The sequence below is a fragment of the Acinetobacter schindleri genome, from assembly GCF_010918895.1.
Taxonomy (GTDB): domain Bacteria; phylum Pseudomonadota; class Gammaproteobacteria; order Pseudomonadales; family Moraxellaceae; genus Acinetobacter; species Acinetobacter schindleri.
Genome location: NZ_CP044485.1, coordinates 21,309 through 45,714 on the forward strand (window position 1 = coordinate 21,309; position 24,406 = coordinate 45,714).

Annotated in this window: 22 protein-coding genes and 3 pseudogenes; 8 read left to right on the forward strand and 17 right to left on the reverse strand. The window is 39.7% G+C overall.

What is annotated here, in order from left to right:
• Positions 1 to 548: 548 nt before the first annotated feature.
• The 7 genes and pseudogenes from tnpC to dfrA1 form a co-directional block, all read right to left on the reverse strand.
• Positions 549 to 1,991 (reverse strand): annotated as a pseudogene (gene tnpC, locus FSC11_RS15485) (IS66 family transposase); the annotation flags it as partial.
• Between the two features lie 74 nt (positions 1,992 to 2,065).
• The gene (gene tnpB, locus FSC11_RS15490; protein ID WP_004828548.1) at positions 2,066 to 2,401 is read right to left on the reverse strand and encodes an IS66 family insertion sequence element accessory protein TnpB; all 336 of its coding nucleotides are present in this window, start codon (positions 2,399 to 2,401) and stop codon (positions 2,066 to 2,068) included.
• Complete coding sequence (gene tnpA / locus FSC11_RS15495; protein WP_004828545.1) at positions 2,398 to 2,781, reverse strand: IS66-like element accessory protein TnpA; 384 nt, start codon at positions 2,779 to 2,781, stop codon at positions 2,398 to 2,400. The genes tnpB and tnpA overlap by 4 nt, the downstream gene beginning before the upstream one ends.
• Positions 2,782 to 2,826: 45 nt before the next feature.
• Complete coding sequence (locus FSC11_RS16440) at positions 2,827 to 2,961, reverse strand: hypothetical protein (protein WP_264821163.1); 135 nt, start codon at positions 2,959 to 2,961, stop codon at positions 2,827 to 2,829.
• Positions 2,962 to 3,036: 75 nt separating this feature from the next.
• On the reverse strand, positions 3,037 to 3,825 hold the full coding sequence (gene aadA1 / locus FSC11_RS15500; protein WP_001206315.1) for an ANT(3'')-Ia family aminoglycoside nucleotidyltransferase AadA1: 789 nt from the start codon (positions 3,823 to 3,825) through the stop codon (positions 3,037 to 3,039).
• A 57-nt stretch (positions 3,826 to 3,882) separates the two neighbouring features.
• A complete protein-coding gene (gene sat2, locus FSC11_RS15505; protein WP_000704156.1) occupies positions 3,883 to 4,407 on the reverse strand; it encodes a streptothricin N-acetyltransferase Sat2 in 525 nt (174 codons plus the stop codon).
• Positions 4,408 to 4,501: 94 nt separating this feature from the next.
• Positions 4,502 to 4,975: a trimethoprim-resistant dihydrofolate reductase DfrA1 gene (gene dfrA1, locus FSC11_RS15510; RefSeq protein WP_000777554.1), complete on the reverse strand. Its 474-nt coding sequence runs from the start codon at positions 4,973 to 4,975 to the stop codon at positions 4,502 to 4,504.
• A gap of 331 nt (positions 4,976 to 5,306) precedes the next feature.
• On the opposite strand from dfrA1, the pseudogene intI2 reads away from it, so the two are divergent.
• Positions 5,307 to 6,284: pseudogene (gene intI2, locus FSC11_RS16345) on the forward strand (class 2 integron integrase IntI2).
• Between the two features lie 187 nt (positions 6,285 to 6,471).
• Here the strand turns inward: intI2 and FSC11_RS15525 are convergent.
• Positions 6,472 to 6,711 (reverse strand): BrxA family protein, encoded by a 240-nt coding sequence (locus FSC11_RS15525; RefSeq protein WP_001353740.1) that lies wholly within the window; start codon positions 6,709 to 6,711, stop codon positions 6,472 to 6,474.
• An 825-nt stretch (positions 6,712 to 7,536) separates the two neighbouring features.
• Here FSC11_RS15525 and FSC11_RS15530 point away from each other — a divergent pair.
• Complete coding sequence (locus FSC11_RS15530) at positions 7,537 to 7,923, forward strand: hypothetical protein (protein WP_005248689.1); 387 nt, start codon at positions 7,537 to 7,539, stop codon at positions 7,921 to 7,923.
• Positions 7,924 to 8,483: 560 nt separating this feature from the next.
• Here the strand turns inward: FSC11_RS15530 and FSC11_RS15540 are convergent.
• Positions 8,484 to 9,188, reverse strand: coding sequence for an IS6-like element IS26 family transposase (locus tag FSC11_RS15540; protein ID WP_001067856.1), 705 nt, complete (start codon positions 9,186 to 9,188; stop codon positions 8,484 to 8,486).
• A gap of 346 nt (positions 9,189 to 9,534) precedes the next feature.
• On the opposite strand from FSC11_RS15540, the gene FSC11_RS15545 reads away from it, so the two are divergent.
• Together FSC11_RS15545 and FSC11_RS15550 are read left to right on the forward strand one after the other, a co-directional pair.
• On the forward strand, positions 9,535 to 9,819 hold the full coding sequence (locus FSC11_RS15545; protein WP_163167841.1) for a type II toxin-antitoxin system Phd/YefM family antitoxin: 285 nt from the start codon (positions 9,535 to 9,537) through the stop codon (positions 9,817 to 9,819).
• The gene (locus FSC11_RS15550; RefSeq protein ID WP_163167843.1) at positions 9,773 to 10,039 is read left to right on the forward strand and encodes a type II toxin-antitoxin system RelE family toxin; all 267 of its coding nucleotides are present in this window, start codon (positions 9,773 to 9,775) and stop codon (positions 10,037 to 10,039) included. Before FSC11_RS15545 ends, FSC11_RS15550 begins: the two co-directional genes overlap by 47 nt.
• Before the next feature lie 455 nt (positions 10,040 to 10,494).
• Here FSC11_RS15550 and FSC11_RS15555 read toward each other — a convergent pair whose 3' ends face one another.
• Genes FSC11_RS15555 through FSC11_RS15570 form a run of 4 tightly spaced genes read right to left on the reverse strand, consistent with a single transcriptional unit; the run spans position 10,495 to position 15,501 of the window.
• Positions 10,495 to 11,565 carry a fimbrial protein gene (locus FSC11_RS15555; protein ID WP_163167845.1) on the reverse strand — a complete coding sequence of 357 codons (1,071 nt, stop codon included), beginning with the start codon at positions 11,563 to 11,565 and terminating at the stop codon, positions 10,495 to 10,497.
• On the reverse strand, positions 11,566 to 14,118 hold the full coding sequence (acuC, locus tag FSC11_RS15560) for a thin pilus assembly outer membrane usher AcuC (protein WP_163167847.1): 2,553 nt from the start codon (positions 14,116 to 14,118) through the stop codon (positions 11,566 to 11,568).
• A 27-nt stretch (positions 14,119 to 14,145) separates the two neighbouring features.
• A complete protein-coding gene (acuD, locus tag FSC11_RS15565; protein ID WP_163167849.1) occupies positions 14,146 to 14,856 on the reverse strand; it encodes a thin pilus assembly periplasmic chaperone AcuD in 711 nt (236 codons plus the stop codon).
• A 42-nt stretch (positions 14,857 to 14,898) separates the two neighbouring features.
• Positions 14,899 to 15,501, reverse strand: coding sequence for a fimbrial protein (locus tag FSC11_RS15570; protein ID WP_163167851.1), 603 nt, complete (start codon positions 15,499 to 15,501; stop codon positions 14,899 to 14,901).
• 625 nt (positions 15,502 to 16,126) lie between these two features.
• Here FSC11_RS15570 and FSC11_RS15575 point away from each other — a divergent pair.
• Complete coding sequence (locus FSC11_RS15575) at positions 16,127 to 16,372, forward strand: hypothetical protein (protein ID WP_227591029.1); 246 nt, start codon at positions 16,127 to 16,129, stop codon at positions 16,370 to 16,372.
• Between the two features lie 3 nt (positions 16,373 to 16,375).
• Here the strand turns inward: FSC11_RS15575 and FSC11_RS15580 are convergent.
• Positions 16,376 to 17,336: pseudogene (locus FSC11_RS15580) on the reverse strand (IS481 family transposase).
• A 360-nt stretch (positions 17,337 to 17,696) separates the two neighbouring features.
• Between FSC11_RS15580 and FSC11_RS15585 the strand changes: the two are divergent.
• Positions 17,697 to 18,263 carry a recombinase family protein gene (locus FSC11_RS15585; RefSeq protein WP_163167853.1) on the forward strand — a complete coding sequence of 189 codons (567 nt, stop codon included), beginning with the start codon at positions 17,697 to 17,699 and terminating at the stop codon, positions 18,261 to 18,263.
• Between the two features lie 209 nt (positions 18,264 to 18,472).
• On the opposite strand, the gene FSC11_RS15590 is transcribed toward FSC11_RS15585, so the two are convergent.
• Entirely contained in the window at positions 18,473 to 19,015 is a 543-nt protein-coding gene (locus tag FSC11_RS15590) for a cysteine hydrolase family protein (RefSeq protein WP_005176773.1), read from the reverse strand.
• Positions 19,016 to 19,099: 84 nt separating this feature from the next.
• Positions 19,100 to 19,984 (reverse strand): MBL fold metallo-hydrolase, encoded by an 885-nt coding sequence (locus tag FSC11_RS15595; protein WP_004733158.1) that lies wholly within the window; start codon positions 19,982 to 19,984, stop codon positions 19,100 to 19,102.
• Positions 19,985 to 20,116: 132 nt separating this feature from the next.
• Between FSC11_RS15595 and FSC11_RS15600 the strand changes: the two genes are divergently transcribed.
• Positions 20,117 to 21,088: a GlxA family transcriptional regulator gene (locus FSC11_RS15600; protein WP_163167855.1), complete on the forward strand. Its 972-nt coding sequence runs from the start codon at positions 20,117 to 20,119 to the stop codon at positions 21,086 to 21,088.
• A gap of 649 nt (positions 21,089 to 21,737) precedes the next feature.
• Here FSC11_RS15600 and FSC11_RS15605 read toward each other — a convergent pair.
• A complete protein-coding gene (locus FSC11_RS15605) occupies positions 21,738 to 22,490 on the reverse strand; it encodes an ACP-like domain-containing protein (RefSeq protein WP_163167857.1) in 753 nt (250 codons plus the stop codon).
• A gap of 829 nt (positions 22,491 to 23,319) precedes the next feature.
• On the opposite strand from FSC11_RS15605, the gene FSC11_RS15610 reads away from it, so the two are divergent.
• Positions 23,320 to 24,395 (forward strand): IS3 family transposase gene (locus FSC11_RS15610; protein WP_163167859.1). Its coding sequence is split into 2 segments (ribosomal slippage): positions 23,320 to 23,572 and positions 23,572 to 24,395, totalling 1,077 coding nucleotides; the frame shifts between segments, so codons are not numbered across the junction.
• Positions 24,396 to 24,406: the final 11 nt, after the last annotated feature.

Consider the following 24,406-nt stretch of genomic DNA (forward strand, 5'->3'; position numbering starts at 1 on the left):
ACACACTCTCTTGTGATGAGAGACCATAAGGACGTCAGCCCGCTTTCGCGTGGGGTAATGTTTCAACCTCTATCCAACCCATTACAGACTGGCATTCGCTTTTTCCTCGTTCCTTCGCCCGCATCACCATGGGCAGTTTTTGCAAACTGCTTTCCCAATGGGAGTAATACGGGATTTCCACGTTCCGCTTACTGAAGTACATCGGCTTAGGTGCCTGCTATCGACCGGGAGGCGTATGGGTCACGAATGCGTAGTCGAAAGACGCAATTCCCACCTCCATTACCGTTTTGGTTCGAGCGTATCAGCCATTTCCGCTCGTTCAACTTAACGATCGTTACGCAGATTCACATGTGTTCACCATACCGATTATCTAGCCCTTGTCCGGCTATGGCTGCCAGAAGGGTACGTCTCTCACGATTGATACCCCGCACCTTGCGGTGCCTCGTTACATTGTCGAAGGCGCTCTTTATTCAGCCTTCTAGATTCACCCGGTGACACGGGTGGTTCCCGCAGGGGGAACAACTTCATTAAGCGACTTCGTGTCGCACTTCCACCCAGTTATTGCAAATCGGTAGATTGCCATCATCCAGATAGCGGCTTAAGGCTGGCCAACGCTTCAGAGTGTAATTGATCGCCTTGGCGGTAGGAGAACTCGATGGCACTGTCAGATGATGTTGGTTGAGCCATTCATATAGTTGTTGCATCACTGGTTGACTATGCTGTTGTCGGTATTCGCGGCGGTCTTCCGCTGTACCATCGGTCTTTTTCCTGAGTTCTGCTTCTATCGCATACAGTTTCTGAATCAGCACTAAGGCCTGTTCAGCGACCTGACTTTTCCCAGTTACATGCAGTTCATGGAATTTACGACGTGCATGGGCCATGCAGCCCACCTCAATGACCTGACCTGATTTAAAGCGTGCTTTATAACCGCTGTAATCATCACAGACCAGATGGCCCTGCCAGTCTTTCAGGAACGCTTCAGCATGCTGACCTGAACGACTATCCTGAAAGTCATAGATCACCGCCTGAACTGGATTGTACTGTGTAGTGGCATAGGCCCAGACATAACCTTTCTTCGGTTTTTTATCATTCTCACCCATCCGCATGATGGTGACCGGTGTTTCATCTGCATGCAGCACCTGCTGTTGTAGTACCACCTCTTTTAAGGCATTGGCCAGAGGTTCCAGTTCTACACCGCAGCGACCTATCCAGTCAGATAAAGTTGATCTAGAAAGTTCGATTCCCGCCCGCTGATAGATCAGACGTTGACGGTACAGCGGCAAATGATCGGCATATTTCGATACCAAAACATGGCTGAGCAGTTCAGGTGAAGCAATGCCTTTATCAATCACATAGGCGGGCATCGCTTGCTGAGTCAGGGTGTCACACTGATCACAGACCCATTTGCCACGCACATGCTGTTCCTTATAGAACTGTGCCGGTCTGAAATGCAGTTTTTCACTGACATCTTCGCCGATACGACGAAGTTGGCAGCCACAAGCACATTGGGTTGATGCAGGTTCATGCTCAATACGGATGGTGTGTAGATGATCTGGCAGTGGTCGACGTTTAGGTTTGTTGACTGTGGCTTTCTCTGTCGCTGCATCGGTTTTATCTGCATTTAATCGTTCTAATTCCAGATCAACGGCTGCGATATCTTCTTCGACCGCCTCATCCCACAGATGGATTTGTTTTGCGGTGAGATGTTCGTTTTTACTGCCGAATTTATGCTGTTTAAACAGCGCCAGTTCATGCTCGTATTTTTGATTGAGAATAGAAAGATGCTGAACTTTAGAATCTAATTGCTGATTGGTGACTTCAAGATGTTGAACTTTGGCATCTAATTGTTGATTTGATACTTCCAGATGTTGAACTTGAGCATCTAATTGTTGTTTATCTTCTGCGAGTTGTTGATGCTGCATCGCCAACTGCCGGGTGAATTCCAGCAGTTGTTCATGGGTCAGTTGGCTTAAATCTGGCAGCGTATTCATGACCGCAGTATGCCTGAGGTCATGAGAAGAATGAAATAGAACGTTTGGAGGATGGCAGAATAGCCGAGCTTGGTTTAGAGCATCGTGACCACCTGCTGTCGTCCAATGCGCTGCCAAGGCAAACCCTGGATTAATGCCTGTAACTGTTCCGGGTTGAGAGCTACGCTTTCACCCTGGTGAACTTTAGCCCAGTGGAATTTTCCCTGTTCCAAACGCCGGGCACACAGCCAGATGCCCAGTCCATCATGTACCAGCACTTTCATGCGATGGCCACGTTTATTACAGAACAGGTAAGCACAATGCGGTTTAATGTAGCCAAAGGCTCTCACCACCTGAGCCATGACAGTATCCATCCCTGCTCGCATATCCAGAGGTTGGGTAGAAAGCCAGATTTCATCGATACGGATCATGTTGCCAGCACCTTGAGTAATTCTGCCAAGGCAGGTATTTCTGATACTTGCCATTTCAAGCCAATTTCTGCTTTTGAGTGGGGTAAAGTAATTTGAACTTTTAACATGTCAGTAGGAGTAGGATCTAATGGTGCAGAGCAAGATAAGGCAATAAATGCAGGTTTATTCGGTAGTGGTGAGCGATCACTCCCTGGCTTAGCATCAATTAAGCGAATCCATTTGGATACAAGATTTGTATTCAATCCATGTTGCAAAGCGACTGAAGCAATTGAAACGTCCGGTGCTTTACAAGCCTGAACGATCTGCTGTTTAAATTCAGCACTGTATGTTCTTCGTTTTTTCGCAAGAGATGCGATGGATGTCTGATGATTTGTAGTCATAAATTTAAGTCCCCACTTGTTTCTAAGTGGGGACTAAATTAAGGCTTATAGGATGAATTCAGAAGGTGTGTTCAGCGGACGCTTACCTTCATCCACTAAAACAATTGGCAGGTCAGCAAGTGCCTGCCCCGATGCCATCGCAAGTACGAGGCTTAGAACCACCTTCAACAGATCGCGCATAGTCTTCCCCAGCTCTCTAACGCTTGAGTTAAGCCGCGCCGCGAAGCGGCGTCGGCTTGAACGAATTGTTAGACATTATTTGCCGACTACCTTGGTGATCTCGCCTTTCACGTAGTGAACAAATTCTTCCAACTGATCTGCGCGCGAGGCCAAGCGATCTTCTTGTCCAAGATAAGCCTGCCTAGCTTCAAGTATGACGGGCTGATACTGGGCCGGCAGGCGCTCCATTGCCCAGTCGGCAGCGACATCCTTCGGCGCGATTTTGCCGGTTACTGCGCTGTACCAAATGCGGGACAACGTAAGCACTACATTTCGCTCATCGCCAGCCCAGTCGGGCGGCGAGTTCCATAGCGTTAAGGTTTCATTTAGCGCCTCAAATAGATCCTGTTCAGGAACCGGATCAAAGAGTTCCTCCGCCGCTGGACCTACCAAGGCAACGCTATGTTCTCTTGCTTTTGTCAGCAAGATAGCCAGATCAATGTCGATCGTGGCTGGCTCGAAGATACCTGCAAGAATGTCATTGCGCTGCCATTCTCCAAATTGCAGTTCGCGCTTAGCTGGATAACGCCACGGAATGATGTCGTCGTGCACAACAATGGTGACTTCTACAGCGCGGAGAATCTCGCTCTCTCCAGGGGAAGCCGAAGTTTCCAAAAGGTCGTTGATCAAAGCTCGCCGCGTTGTTTCATCAAGCCTTACGGTCACCGTAACCAGCAAATCAATATCACTGTGTGGCTTCAGGCCGCCATCCACTGCGGAGCCGTACAAATGTACGGCCAGCAACGTCGGTTCGAGATGGCGCTCGATGACGCCAACTACCTCTGATAGTTGAGTCGATACTTCGGCGATCACCGCTTCCCTCATGATGTTTAACTCCTGAATTAAGCCGCGCCGCGAAGCGGTGTCGGCTTGAATGAATTGTTAGGCGTCATCCTGTGCTCCCGAGAACCAGTACCAGTACATCGCTGTTTCGTTCGAGACTTGAGGTCTAGTTTTATACGTGAACAGGTCAATGCCGCCGAGAGTAAAGCCACATTTTGCGTACAAATTGCAGGCAGGTACATTGTTCGTTTGTGTCTCTAATCGTATGCCAAGGAGCTGTCTGCTTAGTGCCCACTTTTTCGCAAATTCGATGAGACTGTGCGCGACTCCTTTGCCTCGGTGCGTGTGCGACACAACAATGTGTTCGATAGAGGCTAGATCGTTCCATGTTGAGTTGAGTTCAATCTTCCCGACAAGCTCTTGGTCGATGAATGCGCCATAGCAAGCAGAGTCTTCATCAGAGTCATCATCCGAGATGTAATCCTTCCGGTAGGGGCTCACACTTCTGGTAGATAGTTCAAAGCCTTGGTCGGATAGGTGCACATCGAACACTTCACGAACAATGAAATGGTTCTCAGCATCCAATGTTTCCGCCACCTGCTCAGGGATCACCGAAATCTTCATATGACGCCTAACGCCTGGCACAGCGGATCGCAAACCTGGCGCGGCTTTTGGTACAAAAGGCGTGACAGGTTTGCGAATCCGTTGCTGCCACTTGTTAACCCTTTTGCCAGATTTGGTAACTATAATTTATGTTAGAGGCGAAGTCTTGGGTAAAAACTGGCCTAAAATTGCTGGGGATTTCAGGAAAGTAAACATCACCTTCCGGCTCGATGTCTATTGTAGATATATGTAGTGTATCTACTTGATCGATCAGGCTTTTGTATATCTCCCCACCACCTGAAACAATGACATGATCCGTTATTTTCTTTAGGTTGGTTAAAGCATCTTTAATTGATGGAAAGATCAATACGTTCTCATTGTCAGATGTAAAACTTGAACGTGTTACGACCGCATACTTTCGGTTGGGTAATGCTCCCATTGATTCAAAAGTCTTGCGTCCAACCAACAGCCATTGGTTATAGGTAATAGCTTTAAACAGGAGCTGTTCACCTTTGGCACTCCATGGAATATCAGGGCCATTCCCGATAACTCCATTCTTCGATATAGCTACCATTAGTGATAGTTTCACAATTCTTCCTCAGAGGTTAACATTTTATTAGTAAGCATGCTCGTTTTGTCACCCGCTGATGCTTACCGTTAATTAATATAATCACTTGTATTAAATAGACTTTCTTTAAAAATACAAGACACTCTGTTATTACAAATCGTGCATGCCGTCTATCCTGCTTGCACGATGCACATTATCTCACCCAAAGAACTCATAACATTTTAATTTATTTAGCATTAAATTAAAACTCTACCGGTAAACAAGCATCTCTAGGCGTAAAAAACAGGCACTTTTTTAAATCCCAGCTAGAATAGGCTGTATAGGCAGACAGTTGCAAGACAAGGAGCGTTTTATGTCTAACAGTCCATTTTTAAATTCTATACGCACGGATATGCGACAAAAAGGTTATGCGCTGAAAACTGAAAAAACTTACCTGCACTGGATTAAGCGTTTTATTCTGTTTCACAAAAAACGTCATCCTCAGACCATGGGCAGTGAAGAGGTCAGGCTGTTTTTATCCAGCTTAGCAAACAGCAGACATGTAGCCATAAACACGCAGAAAATCGCTTTAAATGCCCTAGCTTTTTTGTACAACAGGTTTTTACAACAGCCGTTGGGCGATATTGATTATATCCCTGCAAGCAAGCCTAGACGGCTACCCTCTGTTATCTCTGCAAATGAAGTGCAACGCATTTTGCAGGTTATGGATACTCGCAACCAAGTTATTTTTACGCTGCTGTATGGTGCAGGTTTGCGCATTAATGAATGCTTGCGTTTGCGGGTTAAAGATTTTGATTTTGATAATGGCTGCATCACTGTGCATGACGGTAAGGGTGGGAAAAGCAGAAACAGCCTACTGCCCACGCGCCTAATCCCAGCAATAAAATAACTCATTGAGCAAGCGCGGCTTATTCAGCAAGACGACAACTTACAAGGCGTAGGGCCATCGCTGCCTTTTGCTTTAGATCACAAATACCCTTCTGCTTATCGACAAGCGGCGTGGATGTTTGTCTTTCCCTCCAGCACGCTCTGCAACCACCCGTATAACGGCAAATTATGCCGCCATCATCTGCATGACTCCGTTGCGCGAAAGGCATTGAAGGCAGCCGTACAAAAAGCAGGCATCGTTAGCAAGCGTGTCACTTGTCATACATTTCGTCACTCGTTTGCTACGCATCTATTACAAGCGGGGCGTGATATTCGCACTGTGCAAGAACTCTTAGGGCATAACGATGTTAAGACCACGCAAATCTATACGCATGTGTTGGGTCAGCATTTTGCCGGCACCACCAGTCCTGCGGATGGACTGATGCTACTTATCAATCAGTAAAAGTAGATAAATATCTTTATGTAGCCCTGAGTAGCCCCTGATACTTTTTATGGTGAAAAAGATAAACAATCATAGAGGGGATAAATATGAGCCAGTTCTACCATTGTTCAGATAAGTTTAAGCAAGATACTGTCAATCACAGTGACCATTCATGGTCATTACACTTCCTCCAGTTGCCAGACAATGCCTAACATAAAAACGCAAAAGCCCAAAAGTCAGAGCTTAGGTGTTCTAGGCGTTTTCTAAGCGCTGAAGAAATACGTCTTACCGTAGATTGCGTGCGTTTCTGAAGCACATTTTCCTTATACATGGCTTTATCCCAGGCAGCTTCATCAAGCTCTTGGAGTAACAAGCCAGTAATAATGCGACACTCTCGGGTTTGTAGCGAGCCGCTGGTGAGATCGGAGTTATAGCGGAAAGGGGTCATTTGTAATTATTTGTGGGTGGAGGATAGTTAACTTATTATTGTAGTTGGAAGAGGCTGCTTTCCAAACATTAGCACCTCGTAATGCTTGTTACTGTATATTAATTTATGCTCTTAGCGCATGTTAATGGGCTATTACAATGCATAATGTCCACATCAAGATAACTGTGGCTTAACACCTGTACAAGCGAAAAAAATCAATCACCTGTCCGGAAATACGGGATCACTGTAAAGTGTTGGTGAGGCAGTCTAGGAGGGGGATTTAATTTGGGATACTGATGAAAGGATTATGATCAGTTGGATATAGGATCGTACTAAGCTGAGCGGCAGGTTAGCTAGATTAGTTAACCAGATAAGTGAAATCTAGTTCCAAACTATTTTGTCATTTTTAATTTTCGTATTAGCTTACGACGCTACACCCAGTTCCCATCTATTTTGTCACTCTTCCCTAAATAATCCTTAAAAACTCCATTTCCACCCCTCCCAGTTCCCAACTATTTTGTCCGCCCACAGCTCACTTGAAAATCAACGGTAATCAGGGAAGGGAAAATTTAACTGATTGCGTCAGTTCGCAAAGTAGACACTTTGCTCTGATATATCTGCTATGGATCTAGATTAGATAGGTAATATAGATGCCTGGATAAACGCTGCAGCTTGCAGCATTTATCCAAGCATCGGGATTAGACGTTTTAGAGATTATTGACCAGACAATAATATTGGCAGTCCATAATCTACAAAAACCAATAGAAGGTTAAACTTGGGATATTGCTTGTATTGTCCACCTGTGGACTATATAATCAAATTTAATCTGATTAAGGACGGTAAAGAATGACAAATGCAGATTTTAAACTGCTAGTTGAATCATTGGGATTTTACAACCCTGAAGCGATACGCGATTATTTCAAAGCTATAGGCTTTAATGAATCTATTAACGTCCGACCAATCCAATATTGGTTAAATGGTAAAAGTGTAGCTCTCAATATGCCGATTCCAGACGATGTGGTTGAGCATTTTAAGCAGCTTGAACAAATGAAAATTGAGTTATCAGGCCAAGAGAAATTTAAGAAAAATTGCTTTCTCTACAAAGATAAATATCTAATGTGGGAAAAATTCCCTGAGCTAGAAGGGCTACCTAGTACGTACCTTAATCAACTCATGGTTCTGGTGAATATGCTACATGGTTATAGGGAAATGCAGTATTGCACAAGCTACTAGGAATCATAGAATGAAAAATCAGGATCTTTCTATTGTCGAGCTAATTAGTAAACGCAATAAAATTGTCTATACGGTTTGCGGATTATTGGTTTTACTGACAATCTTATCTTTTGCCAGATACTTTCTGAATTTTAGTATCCTTTACCTTTTAATTCTGCTTATTCCATTTTTTGTATTGATGTATTGGATGATAAGAGTTACCGAACATATAAAAGATGAGAAAAATTTAAAAGAATCTTCTTAATGAAGTGAGTAAATCGTACAACTCATGATCTAGTCTAAGATCTGTTAGTTAAATATCTAAGATGAATGGGAATAGAATCGCATATAATTCCGCATTCACAAATTTTTAGCATCGGTAGTAATTCATGGATACAGCTCTAATTCAAACGCTAAATGGAATTCTTAAGCAGTTTCCAAAATTCTGGAATGGTAAAAATCTCCAAAGATCTCTCGTGATTGATGCAATTCAAAAAAAAGAAGTGGATCTTGTAAAAGCTCTAATTAGGGCACTGTTGCAAAGTTAGCGATGAGGCAGCCTTTTGTCTTATTCAAAGGCCTTACGTTTCAAAAACTCTGCTTACCAGGCGCATTTCGCCCAGGGGATCACCATAATAAAATGCTGAGGCCTGGCCTTTGCGTAGTGCACGCATCACCTCAATACCTTTGATGGTGGCGTAAGCCGTCTTCATGGATTTAAATCCCAGCGTGGCGCCGATTATCCGTTTCAGTTTGCCATGATCGCATTCAATCACGTTGTTCCGGTACTTAATCTGTCGGTGTTCAACGTCAGACGGGCACCGGCCTTCGCGTTTGAGCAGAGCAAGCGCGCGACCATAGGCGGGCGCTTTATCCGTGTTGATGAATCGCGGGATCTGCCACTTCTTCACGTTGTTGAGGATTTTACCCAGAAACCGGTATGCAGCTTTGCTGTTACGACGGGAGGAGAGATAAAAATCGACAGTGCGGCCCCGGCTGTCGACGGCCCGGTACAGATACGCCCAGCGGCCATTGACCTTCACGTAGGTTTCATCCATGTGCCACGGGCAAAGATCGGAAGGGTTACGCCAGTACCAGCGCAGCCGTTTTTCCATTTCAGGCGCATAACGCTGAACCCAGCGGTAAATCGTGGAGTGATCGACATTCACTCCGCGTTCAGCCAGCATCTCCTGCAGCTCACGGTAACTGATGCCGTATTTGCAGTACCAGCGTACGGCCCACAGAATGATGTCACGCTGAAAATGCCGGCCTTTGAATGGGTTCATGTGCAGCTCCATCAGCAAAAGGGGATGATAAGTTTATCACCACCGACTATTTGCAACAGTGCCTGATAGTTTATTGTTCATCTATACTTCCTTATACCAATATTTGATCAGGTATAAGATTGGTTGACCGCCATTCAGTACAGCTTGGCTCAGGAAGGATTGTCGTTTGCATCCTTTAATTTACATAATTGTTTGACTCAATAGAAGACCTATTAGAAGGTCTTGTATTGGGTTTTTAAATTGGTTATATTATATTTGGTTTTGTAGCATCTCTTTAATTACCGAGGAGCAGTTCTAGTCAATTGGCTACAAATTGATGTAGGACACATCTACCGAGAAAACTGACATGAATAACATTATCCACTCTCGATTTGTGGCTAGTGTTTCTGAACTTAAAAAGAATCCTATGGAAGTCGTAAACAATGGGTTCGGTGAAGCTGTAGCTATTCTGAATAGGAATAATCCTGCATTTTACTGTGTTCCTGCTGATATGTACGAAAGACTGATGGATTTAGTCGAAGATCGGGAACTTCTGAAACTAGCTGAGCAAATCGATACTGAAGAAACAGTAAAGGTATCTATTAATGACCTACGAGCTAGAGTTCGCAAAAACAGCTCTGAAAAAGTTTGATAAATTAAACCCTCAAATAGCTGAACAATTTATTCGTAAGTTGGAAGCAATCTTAGAGAATCCAAAGATACCTAAAAACAAGCTGCGAGGATCTACTGATATTTATAAGATAAAGCTTAGGTCCGTAGGATATAGATTGGTATATCAGGTTATTGACGATAGGATTGTTGTATTAGTCCTAGATGTTGATAGACGAGATACCATCTATAAAAATATGTAAGTTAAATTAGCCCTCAGTCATGTATTGTTGGGCTTTTTTGTAGGCAGACAATAAAGATTCATCCTAAGCAATAAATTGTATTAGTTCAGACTTGATCGTACATTCTTCTTGAAAAAGAGAAAGTTACCCGTTTTGATAAAGGTGTCGAAATCTTAATCAAACAAAGGTAACTTTGATCCTAGCCAACACCTAGAGTAATCTCCCCTGATCTAAAATTAGTCTGGCTATCATCACCGAAGCTTGGTAAAACCTAGATACATTGCATAAAATTATTAGGAGATAAATTCTCAGCAAGGCATTTTTAAAGTCAGGTGAATAAAATTCATGCCTGCATAGATTTAAAGGATTAGGTAAACCCTATGAGTTACGTCTTAAACTTGGGACAGGAGGAAATTCAACTTTGAATATTTGTGCAACAAAACCCCTATAAATTGATAAATTCCATAATTCTCTGTTTAATTATAAATTAGTGTAATTGTAGCCTGTGCCTGTACTAGCGTTGCCGGTACAGCACCAACATTGGAATAGTAACGAGCTTTAAATCCTTTAGAAACTGTTCCACTAGAACCAATTATCCCGAAATCAAAAAAGCTATCTGAACTATTAATATTTTTCGGAGCAATCGGTAAAGCGTTTCCAGCATTGTCTGTTATTTGTACCGAAACATTAGCAGAGTGGATATTTTTTAATAACCCATTCGTATTACTTGCAGAGGAGTTGTTATTATCAGTTAATAAGGCAAGGAGAGTTTTATTGCTATCCTCTAAACTACAGCCACTCACATTTACTGTAAAAGCCGTATCTCCAATGGTTTGAGCAGGCGCAGTAAAGCTGCTACTTGGTATAGTGGGTAAATTAACATTAATTGCTGCACCATTATTAACTATACACGTAGATTTTTTAACTTGAAAAGTCGTGGTATTTAATCTAATCGATGTAGATGCAGTTGCCCCCACTATCCCCCCCCACCATGTCCGGCTTCTGTCACTTGCAGAAAAACTACCTAATCTTAAGTTGGAGATTGTATACACACCAGCACTATTCCCCAAACCCGAGACTAATAGACGAATATCTTGTAGACGTAAGCCGCGCGTATCACTATAACCATTAAAGAGCTCATAAGAATCAGTTGAGCTATTGATCCAGCGTTCTGTTGCAGTATTCTGATTATCTTTAACACTAAAAGCGATATAGACTTTCATATTTGGTGAGGCTGGCGTAATGTTAGCAGGGGGAATTTGATAATAGGTATAGTCACCTTTAGGAAAGGTACTATTGGTCATTAAGTCAGTTACTGCATTCATGGTAAAAGTACTAGGACCATTTCCCGAATTACAAGAGTCAATTGGTTGAGCTGCTGACGCAGCTATGGTTTGAGATACAAGTTGCAGATAAGCATTATCACTATGTGCTTTAGTTAAATTTGCAGTAAAATTAACAGGGTTTGTTCTGGCAAAACAGTCGGCATGAGTTTTGGAGGCAAAAGCCAATAAACATAATAAGCCTAGCGCTATTTTCTTATACATTTAATGGCACTCCACATTAAGAATATCTAATTGGCTATTCTTTTTCTTAACCACTGAATCAAATTCTGTTATAGGAATATTGCAGCTTTGTTTTAACTGATCTCCCCACACCACTTTTAAAGGTTCTTTTAAATCACGAATATCATGGGTAAGTAAGGATTGATTCGACTGTCCCATCAAACCAATTAAATTACCACTTGATGTTTCAATACGGCTTCCCATAGGAAACTGTTGGGTGTTTTTACTATGAATACGCATTAAAATATTGCTTTGTTGATTCACTTTGAAAGTTGCAAGAGTTGAACTATACATACGTGGAATAACTTGAGTTTGGTTACCATCCAAAGTAATTTCAGGCGGCAACTGATCTGGATTGATCGAAATCGTATTGATCGAATAGGCTGAAGCATTTGGATAAATTGCATTTCCCCAACGGTCAAGTTTTATACCCCATGCATTATCAATACTTGCGCCAGCACCGTGATCGACATGAATAATAGTATAAGTATCTGCTGCAGTATTGGTCGCTGTAATACCGTGACGATGCGCAACAATTGCCCCCTGTGCTGAAAGTGAATATTGAGTATCTTGATTAGCATGATAGACTGTTGCCCCTAAATTCACCTGAGGCAATAAATAATTTACATTGGCATTGTATGAGGTATTGGTGCTGCCATCAAAACGATTGGAAGTTGCCCCTAAACCAAAGTTGAGATTGTTATTAGAACCTGCTGTACCAGACAAATAAGCACCAAAGCTATCGCTATCGCGACCTTGTTGTTCACCCTGCTGATAAGTCGAGTTAAGGTTGAGATTAGACTTTCGAAAGTCGAGAGGCAAAGAGAGACTAGCATAAACACTGTGGTCTTTGTCAAAGGTATTCTCTTTATAATTAGTTTGAGAGAATCCAATCGAATAAGACAAGCGTTTCCATGAGTTGCCATAGCTCAAGTTATATTGGTACCGATTATTATCGCTATTCCAATAATCACTTACTAAAAATCCTACACTAAACGCACCCACTCTCGGGTTATCAAAGCTTTTACTTAAACTAAAATTGATCTGATTTCTTAAATCCGCGGTTAAAGATAAATCATTTAGCTCATCTGTATTTAAATAATCGTAATTTTTATAAGAAAGTAGATTTGATGCTGTTAAATAATGCCGTGTTTGATTTTGCGCATTGGCATAAAAATTCATTTTATACGCAGGCAAATAATAAGAATAATCCAACGCAATTTTGTGGCCATTATAGTCCTGATTCAACCATGTAGCTTGGCTTGCATTTGTCTTAATACTTATCCCCCCAAAAAAAGTATTTAAGCCCGCTCCAAGTAATACGCCCTGATAATCTTCGGTTAAGTTAATGCCGCTCAATAATGTTAAATAGTTATTTAAACCATAGTTATAACTACCTTGTAACACACTGTCATCCGTCAATTTTTCAATAGTTTTATAATTCCCAAGCGCAATACTAAATGTCTTTTGTCCATACTTTAATAAATTCATATTATTTTGCACGGGTATAATATAGGTTTTCTTCTCGCCACCATTCTCTGTAATTTCTAGTGTCATCGCTCCTGAGGCAAAAGAAGTTAAATCAGTAATACGAAATGGACCTGCAGGAACTGTTTTCTCATAGATTTTTTGACCATTTTGAAAAACCCGAACCAAAGCATTGGTATTGGCAACGTTTTCAATTACTGGTGCATAGCTACGCATGGACCAAGGCAGCATCGACAAATCTGAAGCGAGTTGCACCCCTACAATTGGCAAACTTTCCGTTTGTAGACTAGATGTATTAAACTGTCCACCACTTATACGCGCATTTATCGCGGTGATATCACGGTAAAGTACATTTTGATAGGAACGATATGTTCCTAAACCAGAATCCTTCGAATCAAAATTCCCAGCATGACGAAAATACCAGCCGTTTACATTTAATCCTGCTGTTAAAGCCAAATATTTGCTGTCTTCCTGATCATTTTGGTTAAAGTTGGCATTATAACCAACAAAAGCAGAAGTAATCCCTGGATCAAATAATGCAGGGTCAATGTAACCCGCTGGTCGATCAACCACAAATTTTTGAGGGATGTAAATCGCTATTTTTTGAGTCGACAGATCAAAATCATAATATGCATTTGGACTAATATCTTTAATGGTCAGGCAGTCTTTTTTAGCCAGTGAATCCAAATAGTGTGACTGCAAATCCAGACGTTTTAGCATATCTGCATCGATACATAAAACTGCGGTTGGGTTTGCATCCAAATGCTTAAACAATAGTTTGAGTTCGCCAATCGAACGATCATTGACCGTTGTATCTACGATATAAGCACCTTCAGCAACATAATTCGCACTACGAAATATCGACAGATCGACACTTTGACTCTGCCCCCCAAATAATGAAGAGGAATTAAACGTTAAAATAGTTTTATTATTTTGAGCCAACATTTTATCCGTATCTTGACCGGAAATATCTGATTCGGCAGAAGCATAAGTGTTACTTACAAGAAGGATAAATAATATAAAACTACTTGAATAACCGATCTTCATATCGTTAAATACTCTGTAAGTGATTTTTTATTTCACTTCAAAAGTTTGACTGCCGCCTAAATCATTAATAATAGTATAAATCATTCGATTAGGCTGAAAATTCAGCTTAAACTGATTCAATGTTAGTTTTGAAAAAGGTACTAGCATAACGGCATCTGCAGTATAGCTTGCAGTTTGGTTTTGATTTTTAAACTCTGCTTTGGTGACTGTGACAAAATAAGGTGTTGGATTGTCTAAAGTGACATCTTGTGTATTGTTATTGTAGTTATAACGAATACTAGCAAAAGCTTTATCTGAAGACATTTTTAAACTAGTGGGACGGTAAAATAGCTTAATACGGCTACGTACATTAAAGGTTAGTATATTCTTACCTGCATTTGCTGGATCTTCAGGTGGAATATCCAACATATTAAACCAATACAACGACTCACGATCCTGCGGTAAAACAGGTGAACCTGTAGGTATAATCCGGATAATTTGCCCTTTTTTAGACTCGACACGTGCTAAAGGCGGGGTAAGCACAAAAGGTATTTGATCAGCTGAGGGTATAGTACTCATATCACCCTGATCAATCCATGTTTGTACTAATGCAGGTGTAGCAAACTCGTTACGTAATTGCACACTAACACTTTTAGCATTGGAAGGGAAAATAATGCGAGTACCATCTATACTTACACCAGCAAATACGTACTGAGTAAACAAAAAAATAGATCCAACTAAAAAATGAATTTTACGCATTATTTTCTCTCCAAAACTATAGTAATTATTATTTTAGTAAAATTAATTATACTCTAGAGTATAATTAATTTTAGCTAATACAGTTTGAGCAGCAGGAGACACTTTGTTTGAAATATAACGAGCTGCAAGCGTATAAGTACCTGTAGTACTAGCACCACTACCAGTAATTGTTGGAGCCCCTAGTTGCTTAGTTGAGCTAAAATCAATAGGTGTCGTTAAATCTGTACCAAGAATTTGAACATAAACATCTTTAGTTGTCGGAGCTGTAGTATCTTGATTAATTAAATAAGTTTTGTTGGTTACATCATAATCTGTACCAGATGTACCACTTAAAGTGATATTTTTAATCCCACCAATAGTAACTGCATCACACACTGCTGATCCACCAGAATTAGTTACGCTGAGAGTAAAGCTTTTTTGCGCTTGTACTGAACCAACAGTATTAAATGCATCATTACGAACAGTATTAAGTGTCAAAGCTACATTCGAGCCTGTTCCACTAGCTCCCGATGAACCAGATAACGTACAAGTACTAGATACAACTTTACCATTTACAGTAATTGTACCATCAGCAGCGAAAACAGAAGTCGTTGTACCAACAGCAGATAAAGTTATTGTAAGTAAAGCTAAATTAAGTTTTTTCATTACCAAAACCTTTTTAATTGGTTGAATATTAATAAAATTTGTAATGATTAAAAAATTCTGCTTTATATCTTTAATCTAGCTTAAGAAAAATCCGATTTGTTTACAAAAAAGCAAACATTTATTCATTACAGCCACATAATATATATAATTAATGTGAAATAACACACATTTTTCAATCAAAAGCGTTACTCTATAGTCAAATTTAATACTATTTCTAATCGCAGTAACTACCCTTTAAATTCATCATTAGATTCAGTTAGCTCTACTAAATTTTTATGATGATTCAGTGTGATACTTTATTCTTGAATTACATATTCCGACTATCTAGCTTGATTACCCTTAGTCATGACTAAGGACACAATAGGAGAAAAATGAAGTTATATAATTTAAGGAGGTATATAATTTAAGGCTGGTGGCAAGCTAAGTGCGAGAAGCAAGGAATCAAGAAACGTGAGCCTTTCCAGAAGGCTTTAGAAAATGCTTATAAAAAAAATTAATCTTGATTATTTAGGACAAGATTTTTCCTTGAATTTGGAAAAGGACTTAACTGAAAAAATCTATCAGTTAGTTAAGTTTGAAGAAGTAGATCCAGAGGACTTGATCAAAAAAAAATGATCAGGGCGAAGTGTATCAAGTAAATAGAGTTGTATTTATTGGAAGAACATTTGATGAATACATGAAAATGTTTAATTTATCGCTAGAGAGTCTGAAGGACAAAAAAGTTCTAGATCGCTCTGCTGGAGCTTGTTCATTTACAGCTATTGCTAGGCAAAAAAGAATTGATTTAACTTCTGCTGAAATTTTTTATTTTTTTGAGCATCAAGCGTTAAAACAAAAAGGATTGCTCGATATTAAATTGTGTGATTCATAGAGATCATTTCAATTTAGCGATCTCTAAATCCATCTTGTAATTGGCATGTTGAATCCGTTCATTTGAGGGGTCGTATTGCTTCTGGACTTCATCTGAGAAAGGAGTTTCTTCACATAATTCAAAGTACCTTTCCATCGGTGTTTTACCTTTCAAAGCTGAATGTGGTCTCATCCAGTTATAGTAATGCTGCCATTCTGCCAGTTTGCTCTGAATTTCCTCTGAATCGATATCTACAGTAGCGTAGAACTCAAATTTATCAGTCTTTTGTGAGCGCTCTACCTTGCCATTCAGATGAGGTGAACCCGGTTTATTTGGCCTAAATTTGATTCCATACTGCATCATTTTTTCTGTACTTTTTCAGCAAAGAATTCTCGCCCTCGATCGGTCTGTATTCGCTGTATGAGAAAAGGCATTTATTCAATTACACAGTTAAAAAGTCGAGAGTATTCGCAGCTGTTCGGCGTTTATATATCCTTAAAATGCGATATCGTGTGCAGTCATCGATAGATGTGTACTGATATATTCCAGGACCCAGTTTACAGGTATCCATTTGAATTCTATCGCCTGGTAATGGGCGTTCATAACGAATGAAATCTGCTTTACGACGGAATTTTTTAATCTGTTTGACTTGATGGGTGGAGAGTACTTTATGGATAGTCGCTAAGGACAACGAGACTCCGTGTAGCCTCATCAATTCTGTTTGCAAACGTCGAGCACCAAGATTTCTAGCCGAGCGCATTTCTAATATTAAAGCTTCTAGCTCAGCATTGATTTTAGTATTTGGCGATTTTAAGGGACGTTTACTCTGACTACTTAATCCATCAATACCTTGTTCAGAATATCGTTTCCACCACTTGCGTAAAGTTGGTCTAGAAATGCCACATCTCCGACAAACTAGGCCAGCATCATTGGTCTCTTCAAATAATTTAACCCATACGAGTCTTTGTTGAATTTCTCTGTTCATAGACACCCATTATATTGAAATGATCTCTATGAATCACACAATTAAATATACAGCTAATGAATTCCAAAAAGTGAAACAAAATTATATTTGAATTTTTTTTGAAGATATCGAAAGTTTGAGCTAGTACACATAATGGCGGTTTTTATCAATGACAACTTATGTGGCGTGTGACGGTCACTTATCGTATTTTATAAGTTTTTATTTTTGTATCTTTAGAGTATACCCTAAAGTTACAATCTGAAAGTTCATGAAATTATGTATCATTTAAATGATTTTTAATCATAAGTAACATGTAACTTTAGTGTTAAAGAATTATAATTTACGAAATTGTTCATTTTTATCCAATTGGGGCGTGAAAAAGTGAAAGGCCAAAAAGTAGGGTATGTCCGGGTAAGTTCTGTCGAGCAAAACACTGGACGTCAACTTGAAGGAATTGAGGTCGACCGGATTTTTGTTGACCGTGCTTCAGGTAAAAATACTGACCGACCTAAATTTCAGGAAATGTTGAACTATGTCCGGGAAGGGGACAGGGTGATTGTACATTCAATGGATCGTTTTGCGCGAAGCCTAAAAGATTTGGTCACTGAAGTAGATAAACTGGTCAAACGAGGGATCGCCATCCAGTTTGTAAAAGAAAATATTACTTTTACAGCCGAATCCACCCCGATGGATAATTTGATGCTTCAAATGATGGGTGCTTTTGCACAGTTCGAACGTGAGCTCATTTTAGAGCGGCAAAAGGAAGGAATAAAACTCGCCTCTGCTCAGGGGAAGTACAAAGGTCGGGTGCATAAACTAAAGCCTGACCAAGCTGAAGCTTTACGACAAGCATGGAAGGAGGGGAAGTATCCATCGAAAATGGCATTAGGGAAAGCTTTTGGGATTAGTCGTCAGGCGGTATACCGATATTTACAAGTTAGTGAATAGCTTATTGGGATTAGCAACTAAATTTAGTTTAACTTATAAAAATCATGAAACACTGTTCGAATTTTAAGCGTGGAACATGAATAATCAATAAAAAGCCGCTCTGGTGCCCTATATTTCAGAACGGCTTGCTTTAATATAATGATATTTAAAGAGAAATATCAAGCATTACGTATAAGGTGTATTATGTTAATTTTAGAAAATCTTAATCTTTAACTAACATAATCTTCAGTTGATATCACTTGAGCATATGCAAATTCAAAAGCGGCCATTAATGTTGCATGGACATGACCAGCAGGTACTTTAACGCCATTAAATTCCAAGTCTAGTGTTGCACAAGCATCATGAATAACTTTTACCTTATAACCAAAATCAGAAGCAGCACGAACAGCAGCATCAACACACATATGGCTCATAGCACCAATCACGACTAACTCAGTCACTTGATTGCTATCTAAAATTTCTTTGAGATTCGTGTTTAAGAACGCATTGATGTGATTTTTAATGATCACAGATTCATCTTCTTGCGGCTTAACTGTGTCCTGAAATTCAATACCATTTGAGCTAGGTTCAAATATAGGAGATTCAGCATCAGCAATATGTTGGACATGAATCACTTGAGTACCCTGTTTACGGGCCTTCGCAATTACTTTCACTGCATTAGCAGCAGCTTGTTCAATATTTACCAATGGTAATTTACCTGTAGGTAGATATTCATTTTGTAAGTCGATAACTAATAAAGCTGATTTTGACATATCTATTCCTTTACTTAACTAATATTTGTTTTGTTCTGCTTAGGATTTTAAAGAAGTGGAAGTATTCCACTTCTTTAAGTTTCTTTAGAAAGAAAGCGTTTCACCATCAATAGGAATTAAAACCTTATCTTGAATCCCTTTGTCTTTTACGTACTCTGCAAGCTCAGCACGTGTTACTGACATGTGGTTAATTGCATCCATGTGAACAGCAACCACTTTAGCATTTGGTGCTTTCTGAGTTGCACGATAAGTATCTTCTTTACCCATAATAATGGATTCTTTAAAGCCATCAACCAAGGCGTTACCTGTATTCAAGACAATCACATCAGGTTTAAATGTTTGAATCGCTTGATCAACTTCAGAACGCCAGATGGTATCTCCTGCCACATAAACAGTTTCATGGCCAGCAGCTTCAAATACCACACCCATTGCTTCACCTAATCCAGCTTTAAGCTTAGGAATACGGTACATGGCATCAGTACCGTGTTGACCACCAGTTTTAGTGAGCTTAATCCCTTCAAAGGTCGCTTGAGTTAATACACGAACATCTTTGAAGCCTTGTGACTGAATGATTTTCTGGTCTTCTTTATTCTGTACAAACAACGGCATGTTTTTCGGAATAGTCGCTTGTGCTGCATCATCCCAATGATCTAAATGGGTATGGGTCACGATTACCGCATCTACACCTTCTAAAATCGTTTCGGGCTTGATAGGCAAATCGACTAATGGGTTCCGTAAATAGCTACGATGAGTATCAGGAAAACCTTCATAGAATCCTTTTTTAGCAAACATTGGGTCAATTAAAAAAGTCGTATCAGCATAGGTTACTTTAATCGTTGCATTGCGAATTTCTTGTATATGCGTAACTTTAGAAGTATCTCGCTGAACCACCTTATCATTCGCATATAAATGGACTGAAGCCATTGCCAGAGAGAGTGCAATAACAGAGCTACTTAAAATTTTATTCATGTTCCAGATCCAATCATTTAGTCATACTCGAATCATGATAGGAAAAATTAAGCAATAAAATTGTCTTTAAGGACAATCATCGAAACTATTGGGACAACATGCTATATTTATTATTTTAGAGAGGTAGACCGAATGGCTATACCAGTGATTGGATTGTTCGTTTATCCCAATATAAATCCATTTCACTTCTCTATCCCCCATATCATTTTCAATATCAGGATTGAAGATAAACGCTTATTTGATCTGAAAATTTTTTCTATAGATGGCCAACCCGTAAAAACAGAACAGTCTATGATGATTATCCCTGATGGGGGGATCGAACTCATTAAAGAGTCGGATCTTATTATTATTCCTGGATGGGATGATTTTAATCATGAGCCTGAAGAAGTACTTATCAATGCCCTAAATTGTGCATATCAGACTGGAATTAGAATTGTAGGGTTATGCTATGGAACTTATGCATTGGCATATGCAGGGCTGCTTGACCATAAAAAAGCAGCTACGCACTGGATGGCTGAACAAGATTTTAGTGAACGATTTCCACAGGTTCAGCTTGATAATGACGCCCTGTATGTAGAGGACCAAAGGATCGTAACCTCTGCTGGAACAGGCGCAGCGTTAGACTGCTGCTTGTACTTGGTACGTGAAATCTATAATGCACGAATTGCGAATAAAGTCTCTAGAGTAATGGTGATCCCGCCTCACCGTGAAGGTGGGCAAGCTCAGTTTATTGAACAGCCAGTCGCAGAATCGAGCCAAGATGCACAAATTAATGTATTACTTGATTTTTTAAGAAAGAATTTAGCTTTACAACATAATATTGAAAGCCTCGCTGAACGGACATATATGACACGCAGGACGTTCACACGGCATTTTAAGAAAGCGACAGGCATGACCCTAGTCGATTGGCTGAATACTGAAAGAATCAGATTAAGTTGTGAACTTTTAGAAACGACAAACTTGTCTATCGAAAAGATAACCGAGCTTTCAGGTTTTAATAATACCGTGTCATTTAGAAAAAATTTTCGTGAAAAATATGGCACCAGCCCTCAGGCATGGAGAAAAGCTTTTGGGATCATTAATGAAAATAATCCACCCATTTAACATAATGGGCGTTATACGAAGTACACTTGTATATTAATATAAATATCAATAACTTAAAAATTTATTCATGACTAAGAAACTAGAAAAAATCGGCTTTTGTAATAAGTTGGTGAGTTTTTAAGCAAATCTGTAACATTTTGCCAGGAAATTTGATTAATAAATGATCAATTTCGGAATCAGTGCCCATTTCATGCGGTTCTAGGTTGCGAAACTATCCCCAGTTGCTGTGGATAAAATTTAGGCTATTTTGTACGCCTTGGCGTACATAAAACTCGGCCCTTTGCGGCTATCCGGAATACTGGAATTTTCCTATGATGAACTCATCGGGAACAGGAAGTTCCATACAAGAATAACAAGAGATAAGCACAAGGACTGTAAGGTACGACAGGAGTTATACCGAGCGAACCAATACGAAAAACCCCGGCAGGATGCCGGGGTTTTTTATTATCTAATTTTTTAAATCAAGGTTGGATGAGCATCCAGAATGCGGATCAGCGTTGCTACTGGGCCGAGGTTAGTGAGAGATTGAGATTCCTGTTAGCAAATAACAGTTACACAGAATTTTGACTGGGTTCAAATATTAAACCCAGTCAAAACAGGTATTAACTTATAAACTCAAAACCAACTTGAACAGCATAAAGACCACCGTTTATAATTTTTGACAGTTTTGTAATAATGCGTAGCCACCTTTAGATTTTTTTAAATCTAACAAAGAGTAGACCATTGTGTCTCCAAACACGCCATCATTAATAGTTCCTACGCTCAGTAAGTAGTTATTATTGGAGAATACTGGATTATTTTTTTTACTATATTGATCATCAAAGTTTAGCTGTTGTGAAATATTATCGTAAGTCACTGTCGCACTAGTTTTTTGGTTATTAAAGTGGTAGGTTACGCTTAGATTTTCGTTGCTATCACACTTGTAGTTGACGACATAATTTTGCTGGTTAGATGGTTGCTGCTGGTCAGTGATAAATGCTTTCAAATTAAATTTTATTTCGGTGCTTGCATGCTTACGGGCATCATTGCGTGTTTGGCTTACGATAAGCTTATAATCCCCTGTATAAGGCAGGACTTGGAAATCACCAGAGAGTTCACTAGTTTTATTGTTATTTCCAAGATACAGTAAATTTAATACCATATCGTCTGATGTGTTTTGTCTTACTACTCTTAATACTTGATTAGCTTGTGCATGGAATATATATTCCTTTGTATCATAGCCAGTAATACTGCCCTTAATATCCAAAACTTGGGGGTTAGCAATATTACTGTGACTATTTTTATGAGAAGTCTCGACTGCATTAGTATACTGACTATTGTTATCAGGTGTTGTGTTACAGCCTGATAGAGCAGCTATACACGACATCACCAATGCAAGGGCGAGTATTTTCTTTGATTTCATCTTAAAACCTTTCGTATTAAAAAATAATTGATTATTTTAACATCCAAAATAGTTGAGTTTATTGACGTCGGAAAAACTATATATTACATCCATAACTACCATGTACTGACAGTATGTTCACCTCAATTACTAAAAATAAAGAAATGAGCAAGCATCAGCTCAACTACATTTCTATTTTTAATTCAGTTCGGCTTTGTTGTATAAAGAGCTGAAAGATAGACTTTGAAAATTATAAAAATCGGAAATTTATGATATAAAAAATGTGCTCGACGATGTCGAAAAGCCGACTTGGAAACAAGTCGGCTTTTTTAAACAACTTTGTAATATTCTCTCAATGATAATGGTTTAAAAAGTAGGTATTTATTGATTTTTACTATTTTAACAAAGACTCTATTTCGAAAACTATCCCTCAATTTTTGTGGGTTAGAGCTTACAAAGATATCGGCTTTTTTTGGTTATTTGGAATAAGACTAAGTTGCCTAACAGATTGGTATATATCACAATTTTATTATTTATATGATTTATATAAAATAAGCAAAAAGAATTTCACTATAAGGAAATCATGAGAAAAAAGATTACCTATCTAGCTGGGGCTATGACCATAGTTTTACTAATAGCGGTGATTAAACATGAAAATGAAGTAAAGGGGGATGAACAATTTAGATATTTAGATTCCATAGCATCTAAGCAACCTTAGTAAAATTGCACTTATATTTAGAAATACTAGATCATATAAAAACCATTATTTAACATAAAATGGTAATCCCCCCTAAAAATAAAAGGATCTAAAAGTAGAATTTTCTCTTAAGATACGAGCAGGAGATTCTGCATGAAAACATCTAAATTTACTGACAGCCAGATCATGTCCATTTTAAAACAGGCGGAGTCTGGCACACCTGTAGCCACCCTTTGTCGTGAACATGGCATGAGTAATGCCACGTTTTATAAATGGCGTGCCAAATATGGCGGTATGGATACCTCATTGATGGCTCGACTGAAAGAGCTGGAAGCAGAAAATACCAGACTAAAAAAAATGTATGCTGAAGAGCGATTAAAGGCAGAGATTGTTCAGGAAGCAATGTCAAAAAAGTGGTGAAGCCATCTTGCCGACGTCAGATGGCTCAACAAGCCGTTGCCCTGCATGCGGTTAGTATCCGTTTAGCTTGCTCTGCATTTGGCATTAGTGAAACCTGCTACCGTTATCAGGCTAAACTTTGCGATGACAATGCATTAATTGCTAAACAGCTCATTGAACTCACTGAGGAAAATTCCGATTGGGGATTTGGTCTGTGCTTCTCATATTTACGATATGTTGAGAATCACTGCTGGAATCACAAGCGGGTTTACCGCATTTACTGTAAGTTGGCACTAAATCTGCGTATTAAACCGAGAAGAAGACTAAAACGGCACGCGCCTGAACCATTGAAAGAACCAATCCGAGAAAATCAGGTCTGGTCATTAGATTTTATGCATGATCAGCTGATCGATGGTCGAAAGTTCCGATTATTAAATGTGATTGATGACTACCGTCGAGAAGGCTTAGCGATTGAAGCAGGATTCTCATTACCTACAATCCGAGTTATTCGTACGTTGAATCAGTTGCTGGAGTGGCGAGAAAAGCCGTTAGTTATTCGGTGTGACAATGGCCCGGAGTTTATCAGTCATGAATTTGTACGCTGGGCAACTGAACAAGGTATTCGTATTGAATATATTCAACCAGGTAAGCCACAGCAGAATGCGTATATTGAACGTTATAATCGGACTATACGTTATAGCTGGCTAAGCAAGCATCTATTTGACACACTGGAAGAAGTACAAGATTATGCAACGAGTTGGCTGTGGCATTACAACTATGAAAGACCACACCAAGCAAACAAAGGAAAGCCACCTCTCATGGCTGCTTAACCTCTACTTTT

Excerpts from the sequence above, each read along its gene's own strand:
- tnpB (WP_004828548.1), bottom strand. The coding sequence starts at position 2,401 with ATGATCCGTATCGATGAAATCTGGCTTTCTACCCAACCTCTGGATATG.
- tnpA (WP_004828545.1), bottom strand. The coding sequence starts at position 2,781 with ATGACTACAAATCATCAGACATCCATCGCATCTCTTGCGAAAAAACGA.
- FSC11_RS16440 (WP_264821163.1), bottom strand. The coding sequence starts at position 2,961 with ATGCGCGATCTGTTGAAGGTGGTTCTAAGCCTCGTACTTGCGATGGCA.
- aadA1 (WP_001206315.1), bottom strand. The coding sequence starts at position 3,825 with ATGAGGGAAGCGGTGATCGCCGAAGTATCGACTCAACTATCAGAGGTA.
- sat2 (WP_000704156.1), bottom strand. The coding sequence starts at position 4,407 with ATGAAGATTTCGGTGATCCCTGAGCAGGTGGCGGAAACATTGGATGCT.
- FSC11_RS15525 (WP_001353740.1), bottom strand. The coding sequence starts at position 6,711 with ATGACCCCTTTCCGCTATAACTCCGATCTCACCAGCGGCTCGCTACAA.
- FSC11_RS15530 (WP_005248689.1), top strand. The coding sequence starts at position 7,537 with ATGACAAATGCAGATTTTAAACTGCTAGTTGAATCATTGGGATTTTAC.
- FSC11_RS15540 (WP_001067856.1), bottom strand. The coding sequence starts at position 9,188 with ATGAACCCATTCAAAGGCCGGCATTTTCAGCGTGACATCATTCTGTGG.
- FSC11_RS15545 (WP_163167841.1), top strand. The coding sequence starts at position 9,535 with ATGAATAACATTATCCACTCTCGATTTGTGGCTAGTGTTTCTGAACTT.
- FSC11_RS15550 (WP_163167843.1), top strand. The coding sequence starts at position 9,773 with ATGACCTACGAGCTAGAGTTCGCAAAAACAGCTCTGAAAAAGTTTGAT.
- FSC11_RS15555 (WP_163167845.1), bottom strand. The coding sequence starts at position 11,565 with ATGTATAAGAAAATAGCGCTAGGCTTATTATGTTTATTGGCTTTTGCC.
- acuC (WP_163167847.1), bottom strand. The coding sequence starts at position 14,118 with ATGAAGATCGGTTATTCAAGTAGTTTTATATTATTTATCCTTCTTGTA.
- acuD (WP_163167849.1), bottom strand. The coding sequence starts at position 14,856 with ATGCGTAAAATTCATTTTTTAGTTGGATCTATTTTTTTGTTTACTCAG.
- FSC11_RS15570 (WP_163167851.1), bottom strand. The coding sequence starts at position 15,501 with ATGAAAAAACTTAATTTAGCTTTACTTACAATAACTTTATCTGCTGTT.
- FSC11_RS15590 (WP_005176773.1), bottom strand. The coding sequence starts at position 19,015 with ATGTCAAAATCAGCTTTATTAGTTATCGACTTACAAAATGAATATCTA.
- FSC11_RS15595 (WP_004733158.1), bottom strand. The coding sequence starts at position 19,984 with ATGAATAAAATTTTAAGTAGCTCTGTTATTGCACTCTCTCTGGCAATG.
- FSC11_RS15600 (WP_163167855.1), top strand. The coding sequence starts at position 20,117 with ATGGCTATACCAGTGATTGGATTGTTCGTTTATCCCAATATAAATCCA.
- FSC11_RS15605 (WP_163167857.1), bottom strand. The coding sequence starts at position 22,490 with ATGAAATCAAAGAAAATACTCGCCCTTGCATTGGTGATGTCGTGTATA.